Here is a 15,882-nt window from a genome sequence, read left to right as displayed (position 1 = left end):
AGGCTGCTTGTCAGCCTTTTTGGCCTTTTTTAAAAAATGAAAATAATACCTTTAAAAGTAAATCTCGTTTGGTTCTTAGCAAAAAAGTGATAAAATAGTGTGAAACTTATTATTGTATACAGCCCTTATTTTGTTTATTTGTAAAAGGAGGCACAAAGTTGGTTAAAGTACGAACGAAAGACATAATTGAGAAGTTTGGCCTAGAACTGCTAAGTGGTGAAGAAGGGATTAACCGCCCAATCACAACCAGTGATATATCAAGACCTGGAATTGAGCTAGCAGGATATTTTGATTTTTATCCCGCTAGTCGAGTTCAATTACTAGGTATGACAGAGATGACCTTTGCCGGTAAGCTGAACGAAGGCGAACGAGACTACCGTTTAGAAAGGCTTTGTACAGATGTGACTCCGGGGATTATTATTACAAGGGATTTAGAAGCACCTGAAGCACTGCTCGAAGCGTCAGAGCGACAGTCAGTGCCGGTTATGCGCTCAAAGCAAAATACAACTAGATTTTCAGGGTTGTTAACAAACTTTCTTGAAAGTCAGCTGGCACCAACGACGGCCGTACATGGCGTTCTCGTTGATATCTATGGTGTCGGCGTTATGATTACAGGGCAAAGCGGTGTCGGGAAAAGTGAAACGGCGCTAGAGCTTGTGAAGCGCGGTCACCGTCTTGTTGCCGATGATTGTGTTGAGATCCGCCAGGAGGATGAAAATACATTAGTTGGTACTTCACCCGAATTAATTGAACATTTGCTGGAAATTCGCGGTCTGGGAATCATTGATGTCATGACCTTGTTTGGTGCAGGCTCTGTTTTGAAGCATAAAAAAATCTCCCTTGTTATCAGTTTGGAGAATTGGGACCAGAAAAAGCAATATGATCGTCTGGGCATAGATGAAGATAAAGTAAGAATAATTGATACAGATGTTACGAAAATTACAATCCCGGTCCGGCCTGGACGAAACTTAGCGGTTATTATTGAAGTAGCAGCGATGAACTTCCGTTTGAAACGAATGGGCATGAATGCTGCAGAGCAATTTACAAACCGTCTAAGTGAAGTCATTGACGAGAATGGAAAAGATTAATTTAGGTTATTAATTTTTCATTTTTCATTCATTGAAATATGAAAACTAGGAACACATAAAAGCAGTATGAAAAGTTTAAAGGAGTTGTAGGAATGGAGGAAAGTATTCAACCGCTTGACCCCATTGCGATTTCGCTAGGCCCCATCCAGGTTCATTGGTATGGAGTCATCATCGGAGCGGCGATTGCACTTGGATTATATATAGCGATAAAGGAATCTGCTAGACGAGGGCTTGACAAGGATCTGTTCACAGATCTGATGCTGTGGGCTATTCCCATTGCGATTCTTTCGGCACGTACCTACTATGTATTATTTGAATGGGACTACTATTCTCGTTATCCAGGTGAGATTATTGCAATTTGGAACGGCGGGCTGGCCATTCACGGTGCGTTAATTGGTTCAGTTATTACTGCACTTGTTTTTGCTAGAAAGAGGAAGGTTTCCTTTTGGAAGCTGGCCGATATTGCCGCACCAAGTATTATTTTAGGTCAGGCCATTGGCAGATGGGGAAATTTTATGAACCAGGAAGCACATGGTGGGGAAGTGAGCCGTGCCTTTCTGGAAAACTTACATTTACCAGAATTTATTATTAATCAAATGTATATTAATGGTGCCTATTATCATCCAACCTTTTTGTATGAATCCTTGTGGAATTTATTAGGGTTTATTTTACTAATGCTATTAAGAAGAGTGAACCTGCGCAGAGGTGAGCTGTTCCTTACCTATGTTATCTGGTATTCAGTTGGACGTTATTTTGTTGAGGGATTGCGGACTGACAGTTTAATGCTGACAGAGACTCTCCGTATGGCCCAAACCATTTCGGTTGCGCTTGTTGTGCTTGCAGTCATTTTGCTTGTCTATAGAAGAGTGAAGGGCTACGCAGATGTACGCTATTTAGATAATCAGAGCTAAATAAAGGGGAGTTGTCGCTCCGGACAACAAGGAGAAGGAAGATGAAAAATGATAGGAACGATTAAAAGAGGGTTTATGGTCGGTCTTCGGGTTACGTGGACGTTTGGGAAGATTATTTTTCCGATTACGCTGCTTATCTCGATTTTGCAGCATACCCCGGTCTTACCTTGGGTTATAGACAAAATTGCTCCTTTCATGAGTCTATTTGGTCTCTCAGGGGATGCAGCGATTCCGCTAGTGCTTGGGAATGCTCTTAATATATATGCTGCCATCGGGGCGATATTATCATTAGATTTTACGGTAAAAGAAGTCTTTATAATCGCGGTCATGCTGTCTTTTTCCCATAGTATGATTCTCGAGTCAGGGGTAGCCATAAAGACGGGCGTAAAGCTGTGGATTGTCCTACTTGTCAGAATCAGCTTGGCAATCATTGCGGCGATTGTGATTAATTTGCTTTGGCAGGGCGGCTCGGAGCAGGCTCAATATGGCTTCGTTTCAGCTGCACAAAGTAATGAAGCTGTGTCAGGCTGGCTTCAAATTGGGTTGGCCGGTCTAAAGTCGGCCATTATGGGTGTTGTTCAGCTTGCCATCATTGTTATACCGCTTATGATTGGTATTCAAATTTTGAAGGATTTGAAATGGGTTGATGTTTTTTCAAGATGGATGGCACCGGTTACTCGTTCTTTAGGAATGAATCCAAATACGTCAACCACATTGGCTGCGGGGTTAATACTGGGTCTTGCCTATGGGGCAGGAGTGATGATTCAGGCTGTGAAAGAGGACGGTGTCAGCAAAAAGGATTTAACTATTGCGTTTATTTTCCTTTCCGCCTGTCATGCTGTGATTGAGGATACGTTGATTTTCGCTCCGCTTGGCATTCCGGTCCTGCCGCTTCTTTTCATCCGCTTACTGGTAGCAATTGTGTTAACGGCAACGGTTGCGCTTATTTGGAATAAATCTATTACGGCAAAGACAAGGAGTAAAAAGATTACCTATGAACAATAAGATTACAACATTATTATTCGATTTAGATGGAACATTAGTAGATACAAATGAATTAATTTATGTTTCTTTTCAGTATACGTTAGACAAATATTATCCTGGTCAGTATACAAGGGAGGATATCCTTCCGTTTTTTGGACCTTCTTTGACAAGTACTTTTTACGGAATTGATCCGGAAAAAGCAGAAGAGATGATTGATGTTTATCAAACACATAATAAGGAGCATCATGATCAGCTTGTAACAATATTTCCTGGCGTTATGGAAACAATCAAAAAGTTGAAAGAGGATGGCTACAAGCTTGGGGTTGTCACAACGAAACGAACAGAAGTAGCGAAGATGGGCTTGGATTTAACGAAGCTGACGCCATTTTTTGATGCTTTCATTGCGTTTGAGGATGTTGAAAAAACAAAGCCAGATCCAGAGTCCCTATTTAAAGCTCTTGAAATCCTGGATTCCGTACCTGAAGAAGCCATCATGGTCGGCGATAATTTTCATGATATCCTTGCCGGGAAGTATGCTGGCATGAGAACAGCAGGTGTATCCTGGACAATCAAAGGCGTTGATTATTTGAAATCCTATGAGCCTGATTATATCCTTGAATCAATGAGTGACCTGCTGGATATTGTTGAGGGCCGTAAATGAGAAACACGGAACGGTATCCTGTTGAAGGACCGAATTCACTCTGGCATGTGTATAAAACCGTTCCGTTTTGGAAAGTTATTAAAAACTTCGTTGTGATCCAGTTAGCACGCTACAGTCCTTTTCTCGGCTTGAAAAATTGGCTGTATAAAAATTTTTTAGGGATGAAGGTGGGCGAGCAAACATCCTTTGCTTTGATGGTCATGCTTGATATTATGTTTCCTGAGAAAATCAGTGTGGGGCAAAATACCGTAATTGGCTACAATACAACCATTCTGGCCCATGAATATTTAATAAAGGAATATCGCCTGGGAGAAGTGAGAATTGGCAGCGAAGTGATGATTGGGGCCAACTCAACCATTTTACCTGGTGTAACCATTGGGGATGGTGCCATCGTATCAGCAGGCACCCTCGTCCATAAAGATGTACCTGCAGGAGCCTTTGTCGGAGGAAATCCAATGAGAATAATACGAGACGATGCTCAGGACGTTCTAAAACAGTAGAGCATCACGTTGGTGTTTATAGAAGAGTGAACGCCAATCCTATTGGATAAAAGGTGACAGACGCCCTTGGGTACTGTCATCTTTTTGTGTTTATTGGTGTCAGGCACCATAAAAAGACAGAATGCTAGGAATTGTCCGTGAGTGGTGGATGGTGACGAGTATACAGAGTCTTATTCTGTCAAAGGGAAAAGAGTTAATAGAAACTCTGTCAGAAGAAGGGTCTTGTTTTGACAAAAAGAAGAGCGATCAAAGAAAGTCTGTCGCAAGAAGGGCTTCGTTCTGACAAAGAGAAGAGCAACCAAAGGGACTCTGTCGCAAGAAGGGCTCCGTTCTGACAAAAAGAAGAGCGATCAAAGAAAGTCTGTCAGAAGAAGAGCCTCGTTCTGATAAAGAGAAGAGGAACCAAAGGAACTCTGTCGCAAGAAGGGCTCCGGTCTGACAAAGAAAAGAGGAACCAAAGAAACTCTGTCCGAACAAAGAGCTCCTGCACTATACATACGTCGTACGTGAAATAAATTTTCCGAATAATAATACTTCACACAGGGAATAGCATTAATTTCCTTGACAAATATCGACTAAGAGAGATACAATAGCTTCAACTTACTACCACATTAGCGAACTAAAGCAAAAAACAAAAAGCCAAAATCAGATTCGCAATGTGATGAACAGAGGTGTTCTTAGCAAATGAGCCGTTTATTTATGTTTGAAAAACCACTAGGCATGCGAGATACGTTACCAGGATTATATGAGACAAAACATAAAATCCGTCATGCTATCGGAGACGAAATGAAAAAATGGGGCTATCAATTTATTGAAACGCCTACGCTTGAATATTACGAAACGGTTGGTGTGGCATCTGCCATTCTTGACCAGCAGCTGTTTAAATTATTAGATCAGCAGGGACATACGCTCGTCCTAAGACCTGATATGACATCGCCAATCGCAAGGGTTGCTGCTTCCAAAATGTTAAAGGAAATTACGCCATTACGACTTGCATACTCTGCAAATGTGTATCGTGCCCAGCAGCGTGAAGGCGGCCGTCCGGCAGAGTTTGAACAAATCGGTGTTGAGTGTATTGGTGACCACACAATCAGCGCGGATGGTGAGGGAATTGCAGTACTAGTATCTTCATTAGAAGCGTCTGGTTTGGAGAATTTTCAATTATCTGTTGGTCATATTGGTTTCGTAAAGGAATTTTTCAAAGATATTCTTGGAACAGAAGACCGCGTACAAGCATTAACAACCTTTTTATATGAAAAGAATTACGTTGGCTACAGAGAACATGTAAAGCAATTGCCGTTATCATCGATTGATAAGCAGCGCCTGCTAGATTTCCTTAACCTAAGAGGCGGAGAAGAGGTAATTGAAGCGGCAAACTCACTGCTTGAAAACGGTAAAGGAAGAAATGCGTTAGATAACATGAAGCAGCTTTGGGAAACACTGGCTGACTATGGTCAAGTTGGCGCAAGAGTGAAGTTTGATTTAACCCTTGTTAGTCATATGAGCTACTATACAGGAATTTTATTTGAAGTATATGCAGATCAGGTTGGGTTCCCGATTGCAAGCGGCGGCCGCTATGATCATTTGCTGAGCAAATTCGGCAAGGATACGGGCGCAACAGGCTTTGCCATCCGCTTAGATCGTTTGGTTGAAGCACTTGGAAAAATCGAAGCGCGCGAGCCGGTGCAATGTATCTTATTTAGTGCAGAGCGGAGAAAGGAAGCCTACGCATTAGCTTCTGAAAAACGAAAAAGCGGACTGAAGGTTGTTCTTCAGGATATTAATGGTGTTGAAAACCTTGATGCCAGCACGGAATTATATGAAGAAGTTACCATGTTAGTCGGTAAAGCAGGGAAGGAGACAGCACAATGAAAGAGCCGTTAACAATAGCCATGCCAAAAGGGCGAATTTTCGAAGAAGCGGCGGCCTTGCTTCGTGAAGCAGGCTTCAAGCTGCCACCTGAATTTGATGATTCACGGAAATTAATTATAGATGTTGAAGAGGAGAACTTCCGTTTTATTCTTGCCAAACCGATGGATGTGCCAACCTATGTAGAGCATGGTGTTGCAGACCTCGGGATCGCCGGAAAAGACGTTATGCTTGAGGAAGATCGAGATGTGTATGAGGTTCTTGATTTGAAAATCAGCCAATGCTACCTAGCGGTTGCTGGACTGCCAAATACAAAAATGAATGATGTAGCACCAAAAATTGCCACGAAATATCCGAATGTTGCTTCAAAATATTTTCGTGAGCAGGGCGAGCAGGTTGAAATCATTAAGCTGAACGGTTCTATAGAGTTAGCGCCAATGATTGGACTTGCCGACCGCATCGTTGATATTGTTTCAACAGGCAGAACATTAGTGGAAAATGGCCTTGTTGAATATGAGCAGATTGTTGATATTACATCGCGTTTAATCGTGAATCCTGTCAGCTACCGTATGAAGGATAAACGAATCAGTGAATTAGTGGAACGAATTGCAGACGTGTTGAACCAGAAAACAACGGTTTAAAAATAGTTATCAAAGTTAGGGATGAGAACGGTGAAAATCATTACTGTAAATAAAGGAATTTCAATTAAAAGATCGGTTGACAGCGGGACAGAGGAGCAGCGAAAAATTGTTAAAGACATCATTGAGAATGTCAAAAATAATGGTGACGAAGCTCTAAAAGCATATACGGAAAAATTTGATCGTGTCATGCTATCTGAGCTTGCTGTCACGGAAGCTGAAATAGAGGAAGCTTACAGCCAGGTTTCAGAGGATATTATTGAGATTATTAAAGAGGCAGCGCAGAATATCCGTTCTTTCCATGAAAAACAGTTAAGAAATTCCTGGATTACAACGGAGAAAAACGGAACCGTATTAGGGCAGAAAATAACGCCGCTTGATTCAGTTGGTGTGTATGTGCCAGGTGGAACGGCTGCCTATCCATCCTCCGTATTAATGAATGTTGTACCGGCGCAAGTGGCTGGAGTTGAACGGATCGTCATGGTATCACCTCCGGGAGAGTCAGGGGCTCTACCAGCAGGTGTCTTGGTTGCAGCAAAAGAAGCAGGCGTAAAGGAAATCTACAAAGTTGGTGGAGCACAGGCTATCGCTGCACTTGCATATGGAACAGATTCCATTCAACCGGTTGATAAGATTACCGGACCAGGCAATATCTTTGTCGCATTAGCTAAACGGGAAGTATTCGGTGATGTCGATATTGATATGATTGCCGGTCCAAGTGAAATTGCTGTCCTTGCAGATGACACAGCAAGAGCAAATGAAATTGCTGCTGACCTGCTTTCACAGGCCGAGCATGATGCACGGGCATGCAGCGTCCTAGTGACACCTTCACGTACATTGGCAGAAGCGGTCTCAATGGAAGTGGAAAAGCAGCTCGAAACACTGCCGCGAAAAAGCATCGCTGCACAATCCATTGCCGATTATGGTGTTATCTATGTGACAGAAACAGAAGAAGAGGCAATCGAAACCATTAATGAGTTAGCACCGGAGCATTTGGAAATTATGATGGAAAATGCAATGGAGAAGGTTGGGAAGATCCGCCATGCAGGAGCGATTTTTGTAGGCAGATACAGTTCAGAGCCTGTCGGTGATTACTTTGCTGGTCCTAACCACGTTTTACCAACAAACGGAACTGCTCGTTTCTCAAGTCCGTTAAATGTTGATGATTTCCAAAAGAAATCCAGCATTATCATGTACAGTGAACAAGCATTCAATGAAAACAGCAAAAAGATTGCCGCATTCGCCCGCCTTGAAGGTCTCGAAGCCCACGCAAGAGCCATAGAAGCACGAAACAAGTAGGAAGCAGAGGGTCGGTTCTTCTGCTTCCTTTTGGACACCAATCAACATCAAAAATTCAAAATCGCTCACTACATAAGAACGAGCAAGGATAGGGAGATAGGATCATGACAAGAAGCGCATCGATACAACGAAAAACAAATGAAACAAACATTGAGCTTGAGTTAAACATTGATGGCTCAGGTCAATCTCAATTAGATACAGGGGTACCATTTTTAACACATATGCTTGACCTATTTGCCAAACACGGCCAATTTGATTTATCCGTAAACGCAAAAGGTGATACAGAAATCGATGACCACCACACAACAGAAGATATCGCGATATGCCTTGGTCAGGTTTTGAAAGAAGCACTTGGCGAGAAAAAAGGGATCAAACGTTACGGAAATGCATTTGTACCAATGGATGAAACACTTGCACAGGTCGTAATTGATTTAAGCAACCGTCCGCATTTAGAAATCAGAGGTGCTGAATTTCCAAGTCAAAAGGTTGGAACATTTGATACCGAGCTTGTCCACGAATTCCTATGGAAGTTCTGCTTGGAAGCCCGCATGAACCTTCATGTTATCGTTCATTACGGTCAAAATACACACCACATTATTGAGGCTATTTTTAAAGCAATGGCTAGAGCACTTGATGAAGCAACAACGATCGATCCAAGAGTAAAAGGTGTTCCGTCATCGAAGGGGATGTTATAAATGATAGGGATTGTCGATTATGGAATGGGAAATTTATTCAGTGTCAGTCAGGCGCTGAAGCGATTGGAAGTACCGTTTTTTCTATCAGAAGACCCTTCTGAGCTGTCCAAGGCAGACGGCTTAATCCTTCCTGGTGTTGGTGCTTTCAAGGATGCAATGGCTCGGCTAAATGAGACAGGCTTAGCAAGCTTCCTGCATGAATACGTAGAAACAGGAAAGCCGCTGCTAGGAATTTGCCTTGGCATGCAGCTTCTTTTTGAGGAAAGTGAAGAAGGTGGACTGACAAAAGGCCTTGCACTTCTGCCAGGTCGTGTTGTTCGATTTCCTGGACAAGCTGAGAATGGCGAAACCTACAAAGTGCCGCATATGGGCTGGAACCGGTTAAAGTGGGAAAATACATCGCCAATCACGGCCAATTTGGAAGAGGATTATGCTTATTTTGTCCACTCCTATTATGTCAACACAAGTCAAAAAGACATTCTAATTGGAACAGCTTCTTACAATGAAGAAGTTCCGGCGGTTGTCGGAAAAAATAATGTATACGGCATGCAGTTCCATCCGGAAAAAAGCAGCAAGCTTGGGGTCGAGCTGTTAACAAACTTTACTAAACTAGTATAAAACAGAGTATGCTTCCATTGGAAAGGGGAACGGGTTCATGGCTTTTACGATATATCCTGCTATTGATATGAGAGGCGGGAAGTGTGTTCGATTAATTCAGGGTGATTATAATCAGGAGACGGTGTATGGTGATTCTCCTTTTGATATGGCCAAGTCGTTTAAGGATGCAGGGGCAAATTGGATTCACATGGTTGACCTTGACGGTGCGAAGGATGGCAGACGAGTAAATGATACATTTGTTATTCAAGCGGCGAAGGAGCTCAACGTTAATGTTCAAATTGGCGGCGGCATTCGTACAGAGCAGGACATTGCTCATTATTTAGATAACGGCGTGACAAGAGTCATCATTGGCAGCATTGCGATTTCAAATCCGGAGTTTGCGATCGAAATGGTAAAAAAATACGGCAAACAGATCGCCATTGGAATTGATGCGAAAAACGGTTATGTGGCGACGCATGGCTGGTTGAATACGTCTGAAGTGAAGGCGGTTGAAGTCGGCAAACGCTTTGCTGATGCCGGAGCAGACACATTTATTTTTACAGATATTGCAACAGATGGTATGCTGTCAGGTCCGAATGTCGAAGCGGTAAAGCAAATGGCTGCTGAAACAGGCAAACAGGTTATTGCTTCAGGAGGCGTTAGCTCACTTGCTGATTTAACCCGTTTAAAGAAATTTGCAGATGCTGGTGTTAGTGGTGCGATTGTCGGAAAAGCAATTTATGAAGGAAGATTCACAGTTTCTGACGCATTGAAAGAGGTTGGTGTATAATGATTACGAAGAGAATTATCCCATGCCTTGATGTAAAAGATGGACGAGTTGTGAAAGGCATTCAATTTGTGCAGCTGCGCGATGCAGGGGATCCGGTCGAGCTTGCTCGTTTTTATGATGAGCAGGGTGCCGATGAACTAGTGTTTCTTGATATCTCTGCTTCCCATGAAGGCCGTAAAACGATGGTTGATGTTGTTAAAGCAGTTGCATCAGAGCTGGCGATTCCGTTTACAGTCGGCGGCGGTATCAACTCACTTGAGGATATGAAACGCATTCTAAGAGCAGGCGCGGACAAGGTTTCTCTAAATACAGCTGCTGTTAATCGACCAGAGCTGATCACAGAGGGTGCGGACTTTTTCGGCACTCAATGTATTGTCGTGGCCATTGATGCGAAATATGACGAAGAGCTTGGCTCATGGCGCGTTTATACGCATGGTGGCAGAACGCCGGTTGATAAGGAAGTCATATCATGGGCAAAGGAAGTAGTTGAACGCGGTGCAGGCGAGATACTCCTGACCAGTATGGATTCTGACGGTGAGAAAAAAGGCTTTGATTTGGCACTAACAAAGGCCGTCAGTGAAGCAGTGACCGTTCCGGTAATTGCTTCAGGCGGTGCAGGAAATGCCGAGCATTTTGAAGAGGCGTTTAAAGAAGGAAAAGCAGATGCAGCTCTTGCGGCTTCTATTTTCCACTATAAAGAAACGTCAGTACATGAGGTAAAAGCGTATTTACGGGAAAAAGGTGTGAATGTCCGATGAACCTGGAGAATATTAAATTTGATTCACAAGGCTTACTTCCCGCCATTGTGCAGGATGCCAACACAAAGGAAGTCTTAACACTAGCCTATATGAATCGTACTTCACTGGAGAAATCCATTGAAACAAGAGAAACCTGGTTTTACAGCCGCTCACGCCAGGAGCTATGGCATAAAGGTGCGACAAGCGGTAACACGCAGAGGATTGTTGATATGAAGCTGGATTGTGACCGTGATGCCCTTGTGGTGCTTGTACACCCAGCTGGTCCGGCATGCCATACAGGTGCCATCAGCTGTTTTTCAGAGCGGATTTTAGAGGAGGAATAAAAAGTGACAAACGAAGCAAAGCTTGAAGATTACCAAATTCTGATTGATTTAGAAAAGATTATCGATCAACGTGAAAAAGAACGTCCAGAAGGTGCCTATACAACTTATCTTTTTGAAAAAGGCGTCGATAAAATTTTGAAAAAAGTCGGTGAAGAAGCATCTGAGGTTATCATTGCAGCGAAAAACCGCGATCAAGAGGAATTAAAATGGGAAGCTTCCGATTTGCTATACCACTTGCTTGTATTATTGCGTGAACAGGAGCTTCCGTTCAAAGAAGTGCTGAATGTTTTACATGAAAGACATTTGAAAAAAGAAAATAAATAATTTATCACGAGGGTGTCTGATTCCTATCAGGCATCTTTTTCGTTCCCAGGAGATGAGCGTGGTTTCTTTATTAGTCACGTCCATAAATGAGTGGAAGGAAGCATGAGAACTAGCCCCATACTTCACGGCATTTTATATTTCTTGCGAATAATGGCAACCAGCAACAAAAATAGTGGGATGATGGTTTGAACCAGCGGACCATAAAAAGGAAGTACGTTCACAATATAAGAAGTATATTGTGCCGAACTAGGTATTGACCAGAAAGCCAGCTCTATAAACATAATCGCAAATGGCCATATAACGACCCGGTAGTCTGAAAGCTTTAACCACTGTGCAGTGCCTAAAGCTGCAGCATAATAAAAGACAGAAATTTTTATAAAGGCTCCCACAATCCAAATGGCCATGGCAATAGATTCCATGTTCTCAAAAAAATCTGCAAGACTGATATATCGAGCAACAATCATTAAAGGAAATCTCTTAGACGAAGTTGTGGGACCTAGTATAAATAGAACAACCAAATTAACCGCAACTAACGTCACCATAACGGCTAAAACAGATAACATCCCATATTTTCTGGCCTTTTTCACATCTGATAAGAAGGGCAGAAGGAAAATAATTAGAAAAAATTCCGAATACCAACCTGCTGGTATGATTGAGCCCTTAATTGGAGGCATAATTCCTTCACTTAATATTGGAAATATATTTTTCACATCATAATCAGGGACTAATAAGAATGTAAAAATAAGGATTGGTAAAACAAACAAAGGTAAAAATAATTGAGCAAGTCTCCCTAAAACTTCAATTCCTCCTTGCACGGCAAATCCACAAAGCAGCACCATCGTTGTCATAATGACACTTATCGGAGTTTTGATTAAAAAAGAACTAACAATAAGTTCACTGTAACCTCTTATGATATGTCCTGTAGCCAAAAGGTAAAAGCTAAGGATAATGAAACTGATTATCTTTCCTGCAAACCGGCCCAAAATTTGTTCACTGAATTGAATGACCGTTTGTTTCGGGTAAAGTTTATGTAATTCATAGGCTATATAGATGGTTACAAAGCCGATAATGGACGCGAAAATGGGGTATATCCACAAATCATTCTTTGCATATTTAGCAACAATACTTGGCACCGAAATAATACTAGTAGCAATAATGGCAGGATATAACATGATCGCCATCTGCAGGGATGAAATTTTTCCTTTCTCCATCATTTTTTCCTTTCTATGTGCGAAATAGAAGAAACAAAATCATAATTATTTATATTTCCATGAGTGATGCAAACGGTTTAAAAAGTACATGCAACCACGTCAATGGTCCTGCAATATGTGGGAGATCAAATATGGAAAGTCCCCAACCGATAAAAAGCAGAATGAAGAAGACAAATTTTTCTTTTTTAGAGTATTTTTTTATTCTTGGCCATTGGATGAAAATGAGAATTGTAATAACAAGGGTCGTTCCGAAAAATGCTTCCCATCTCACTTTTCCTTCACCTCTTCTTCTGGTAATGCTCCAGGCTTGTTTATATAACCCTCCCTGCGAATATGAGCAATAACGTTAATGGTTACGTCCACTTCTGGAAACCGCTCATCCCAGTGGTTTTCAACTGCTTTCCATTCTTTTGGATATTTCCGATAGAATTCCTTAGAAAAACCAACAATATCCGTATGCATCTCATGCTGTATTTTCTTAAGGGTATCTTTGATACGGTTTTCAATGCTTTTCTGATAGGCTCGTTCTACCTTTTCCAACAACTTTGGATCTTCAAAATTAATATTCGTTTCATTTTGTACAATCGTTCCTTCTGTATCAACATCCACAGTCATTTTCCATTTATTATCTTGGATTTGAGGGAATAAATGCACACGTGCTGACACCGGATTTAAAGACACAAATCCTTTCCCATCTTCAATCTCTGTACTGATTGTATATCCTTTAATTTCATCTCTTAACCATAAAACGCCTCTTGTTTCCGCTTCCGTAATCGTCCCGACCATTTGATCCTTATTAAAAACGGCGGCACCATCAATATGAACATATTTAATTGGTTTTCCTTCACTTTGCTGCTCTTTATCAATTTTAATGTATGGAAGTGCAGCAGCTTGAGCTATACCTGTCAACATTTCATCCACATCCTGCAGCGTGATCTGCATCCCGATACGAAAATTTATTATTTCCCGTAAAACTTCTGCCGAATACCTTTCAAGATTAGGCACATTTTCAAGAATCGTCTTTGCCTTCCCTTTACTGACAAAGACATATGCTCTTCCTCTCGGCTCTGAATGACGGAGCAGAAAGTCCATCTGCTCTTGAATTCCCTGTTTTGCTAATTCTTCTCCAAATATAAAAACTTTGCATTGTCCCCAAAAAATCTCACGAGGAAGTTTTCCTTGAAACTTTGATAGGGCATCAGCAATGTTTTTTCCAGTTTGGGATGCTGTTATTGTCATTTTTCCTCCCCCGCTTCCACCAGCTTGTCCGCCCCCACTGGCTAGTGTTTTCGGAATAAATAATTGGAGGGAGAGATTGATTTGATTATCACCGCTTTTATCGATGGCAGCCCCTGTGACAATCGCCAAATCATTGACTTCCATACGATCCCAGCATCCACTTAAGACAAGGATAGACATACAAGTAGAAAGAACAAGAAGGATCCTTTGCATGAAGTAAAGTTCATTTCCTTTTCCCAACATGTTTGATCATCTTCCTCTCCTTTTCACTTTGTTTCTCCACCCTTTTTCGGACTCGGTCTCTGTCCTTGGGTCTGACGGTATTCATTAGATTCCCCAGTAAGGTGTGGACGCGTATCCATCATCCACAAAGGAGATCGCCACAGAACGTCTTTCAACTCATTCCTTTTTAGCGGTGCCAGCGGCGATAAATATGGCTCACCGAAGGAGCGTAAAGTGCACATATGTATTGCAATAGCAATAATTCCTATCATGACGCCGAGCAATCCTAACGTAGCGGCAAGCAGCATAATCGGAAAACGCAGCATTCTAATCGCAATTCCGGCAATATATCGAGGAATCATGAATGATGAGATGCCTGTTATTGCTACAATAATGACCATGGGTGCTGAAACCAGCCCTGCTTGAACGGCAGCTTGGCCAATTACGAGCGCACCAACAATGCTGACAGCTGAACCAATTTGTTTTGGTAATCGAACTCCTGCCTCCCGCAGTGCCTCAAACGCGATTTCCATAAGCATTGCTTCAACAATGGCAGGGAAAGGAACCGCTTCCCGAGAGGCTGCCATACTTAGCAGTAGTTGAGCTGGTACCATTTCTTGATGAAACGTTAGCACTGCCACATATAAGGAAGGCAATAAAAGAGAAATTCCCAAAAATAAGTAACGAAGCCAGCGAATGATTGAACCTATCATAAATCGTTGATAATAATCCTCATGTGACTGCAGCAATGAAAAAAAAGTAATCGGAGCAATTAAACAAAAGGGAGTTCCTTCTATTAGGATTACTGCCCGCCCCTCTAAAAGATTAGAGCAGGCAATATCAGGACGTTCTGTCGTCATGATTTGCGGAAAAGGTGAATAGGGGTTATCCTCAATCATTTCTTCGATATACCCGCTTTCTAATATTCCATCGATTTTAATCCGTTTCAGACGATTCGTAATCTCCTCAATCAACGTGTTATCTGCAATTCCCTCTATATAGGCAAGTACAACATTTGTTTTCGAATAATCGCCAATAGTCATGGAATGCATTTTAAGGGCAGGACTTTTGATAATACGCCTCAATAAAGAAGTTCCTATCCCAATCGATTCCGTAAAACCTTCTCGTGAACCTCTAATTCCTCCCTCTGCAACGGGTTCTTCAAGTGATCGCTGCTCTCGTTTAGCTAAACCTAAGGAATAAGCGTTAACTTCTTCTTCACACAGAAGAAGGGGGTTTCCATTTGAAATCGACTCAATACAATCTGCTACTATATTTATTTTTATTACCTTCGAGACAGGCATTTTATATTCAAGATAATCATTCAAGGACTCTGAATTAGTGGGATCCCCCATGAAGGGAATAAGCACAAAGTTTTCAATCCCCTCAACATCTGAAAGGCCTTCAATATAAATCAACATCGCTTTCCTTTGTCCAAAAGCGAAAAACGAACGAAATACGACATCTGAACAATTTTGATAGATTGAACGAAAGGTTTCAATATCTTGATCAAAGTTGCCAGAAAGAGCCTCCTTTGTCCTTTTATTTTCTAGATTGATTGATGTTGTAGGCTTCTTATCCTTCTCTTTCTTCAGTAATTTATTGATATTACGTATCAAGCAGAATCCCCCTCATATTGCAGATCCCGAGTTCCTTTTTTTAGGATTCTTAATTTTTGTTATTTTATACAGTAAATTCCAACTGGAGTATCTATATGTCAATCTACAGTGGCTACTAGCTTTAAGTGGTTTTCTATGATAGTTTGATCCTTTT

Annotated in this window: 16 protein-coding genes and 1 pseudogene; 13 read left to right on the top strand and 4 right to left on the bottom strand. The window is 41.7% G+C overall.

What is annotated here, in order from left to right; all coding sequences use genetic code 11:
* Positions 1–158: 158 nt before the first annotated feature.
* The 13 genes and pseudogenes from hprK (at position 159) to hisIE (ending at position 11,437) form a co-directional block, all read left to right on the top strand.
* The gene (gene hprK / locus ACHUFV_RS12810) at positions 159–1,088 is read left to right on the top strand and encodes an HPr(Ser) kinase/phosphatase (RefSeq protein ID WP_394234679.1); all 930 of its coding nucleotides are present in this window, start codon (positions 159–161) and stop codon (positions 1,086–1,088) included.
* 92 nt (positions 1,089–1,180) lie between these two features.
* Positions 1,181–1,999: a prolipoprotein diacylglyceryl transferase gene (gene lgt, locus ACHUFV_RS12805; protein WP_394234677.1), complete on the top strand. Its 819-nt coding sequence runs from the start codon at positions 1,181–1,183 to the stop codon at positions 1,997–1,999.
* A 48-nt stretch (positions 2,000–2,047) separates the two neighbouring features.
* Complete coding sequence (locus ACHUFV_RS12800) at positions 2,048–3,004, top strand: nucleoside recognition domain-containing protein (protein WP_394234675.1); 957 nt, start codon at positions 2,048–2,050, stop codon at positions 3,002–3,004.
* On the top strand, positions 2,994–3,644 hold the full coding sequence (gene ppaX / locus ACHUFV_RS12795; RefSeq protein ID WP_394234673.1) for a pyrophosphatase PpaX: 651 nt from the start codon (positions 2,994–2,996) through the stop codon (positions 3,642–3,644). Before ACHUFV_RS12800 ends, ppaX begins: the two co-directional genes overlap by 11 nt.
* Positions 3,641–4,144, top strand: a complete 504-nt coding sequence (locus ACHUFV_RS12790; RefSeq protein WP_394234671.1) for an acyltransferase — start codon at positions 3,641–3,643, stop codon at positions 4,142–4,144. The genes ppaX and ACHUFV_RS12790 overlap by 4 nt, the downstream gene beginning before the upstream one ends.
* 684 nt (positions 4,145–4,828) lie before the next feature.
* Positions 4,829–6,016: an ATP phosphoribosyltransferase regulatory subunit gene (locus tag ACHUFV_RS12785; protein ID WP_394234669.1), complete on the top strand. Its 1,188-nt coding sequence runs from the start codon at positions 4,829–4,831 to the stop codon at positions 6,014–6,016.
* Positions 6,013–6,654 carry an ATP phosphoribosyltransferase gene (gene hisG / locus ACHUFV_RS12780; RefSeq protein ID WP_394234667.1) on the top strand — a complete coding sequence of 214 codons (642 nt, stop codon included), beginning with the start codon at positions 6,013–6,015 and terminating at the stop codon, positions 6,652–6,654. The genes ACHUFV_RS12785 and hisG overlap by 4 nt, the downstream gene beginning before the upstream one ends.
* A gap of 30 nt (positions 6,655–6,684) precedes the next feature.
* Positions 6,685–7,950, top strand: a complete 1,266-nt coding sequence (hisD, locus tag ACHUFV_RS12775; protein WP_394234665.1) for a histidinol dehydrogenase — start codon at positions 6,685–6,687, stop codon at positions 7,948–7,950.
* A gap of 104 nt (positions 7,951–8,054) precedes the next feature.
* Entirely contained in the window at positions 8,055–8,645 is a 591-nt protein-coding gene (hisB, locus tag ACHUFV_RS12770; protein ID WP_394234663.1) for an imidazoleglycerol-phosphate dehydratase HisB, read from the top strand.
* Positions 8,646–9,263, top strand: a complete 618-nt coding sequence (gene hisH / locus ACHUFV_RS12765; protein ID WP_394234661.1) for an imidazole glycerol phosphate synthase subunit HisH — start codon at positions 8,646–8,648, stop codon at positions 9,261–9,263. It abuts the gene before it with no gap.
* A gap of 37 nt (positions 9,264–9,300) precedes the next feature.
* On the top strand, positions 9,301–10,032 hold the full coding sequence (hisA, locus tag ACHUFV_RS12760) for a 1-(5-phosphoribosyl)-5-[(5-phosphoribosylamino)methylideneamino]imidazole-4-carboxamide isomerase (protein ID WP_394234659.1): 732 nt from the start codon (positions 9,301–9,303) through the stop codon (positions 10,030–10,032).
* Positions 10,032–10,790, top strand: a complete 759-nt coding sequence (gene hisF / locus ACHUFV_RS12755; RefSeq protein ID WP_394234657.1) for an imidazole glycerol phosphate synthase subunit HisF — start codon at positions 10,032–10,034, stop codon at positions 10,788–10,790. The genes hisA and hisF overlap by 1 nt, the downstream gene beginning before the upstream one ends.
* Positions 10,787–11,437: pseudogene (hisIE, locus tag ACHUFV_RS12750) on the top strand (bifunctional phosphoribosyl-AMP cyclohydrolase/phosphoribosyl-ATP diphosphatase HisIE). Before hisF ends, hisIE begins: the two are co-directional and overlap by 4 nt.
* Before the next feature lie 122 nt (positions 11,438–11,559).
* Here hisIE and ACHUFV_RS12745 read toward each other — a convergent pair.
* The 4 genes from ACHUFV_RS12745 to ACHUFV_RS12730 are packed head-to-tail and all read right to left on the bottom strand — an operon-like array spanning position 11,560 to position 15,725.
* The gene (locus tag ACHUFV_RS12745) at positions 11,560–12,648 is read right to left on the bottom strand and encodes a GerAB/ArcD/ProY family transporter (protein WP_394234655.1); all 1,089 of its coding nucleotides are present in this window, start codon (positions 12,646–12,648) and stop codon (positions 11,560–11,562) included.
* 49 nt (positions 12,649–12,697) lie between these two features.
* A complete protein-coding gene (locus tag ACHUFV_RS12740) occupies positions 12,698–12,919 on the bottom strand; it encodes a hypothetical protein (protein ID WP_394234653.1) in 222 nt (73 codons plus the stop codon).
* Positions 12,916–14,100, bottom strand: coding sequence for a Ger(x)C family spore germination protein (locus tag ACHUFV_RS12735; RefSeq protein ID WP_394234651.1), 1,185 nt, complete (start codon positions 14,098–14,100; stop codon positions 12,916–12,918). Before ACHUFV_RS12735 ends, ACHUFV_RS12740 begins: the two co-directional genes overlap by 4 nt.
* A 53-nt stretch (positions 14,101–14,153) precedes the next feature.
* Entirely contained in the window at positions 14,154–15,725 is a 1,572-nt protein-coding gene (locus ACHUFV_RS12730) for a spore germination protein (RefSeq protein WP_394235089.1), read from the bottom strand.
* Between the last annotated feature and the right edge of the window lie 157 nt (positions 15,726–15,882).

The sequence above is a fragment of the Niallia oryzisoli genome (genome assembly GCF_043641075.1).
Lineage (GTDB): Bacteria > Bacillota > Bacilli > Bacillales > Cytobacillaceae > Bacillus_BD > Bacillus_BD oryzisoli_A.
This window is presented reverse-complemented; position numbering and strand designations above follow the sequence as displayed.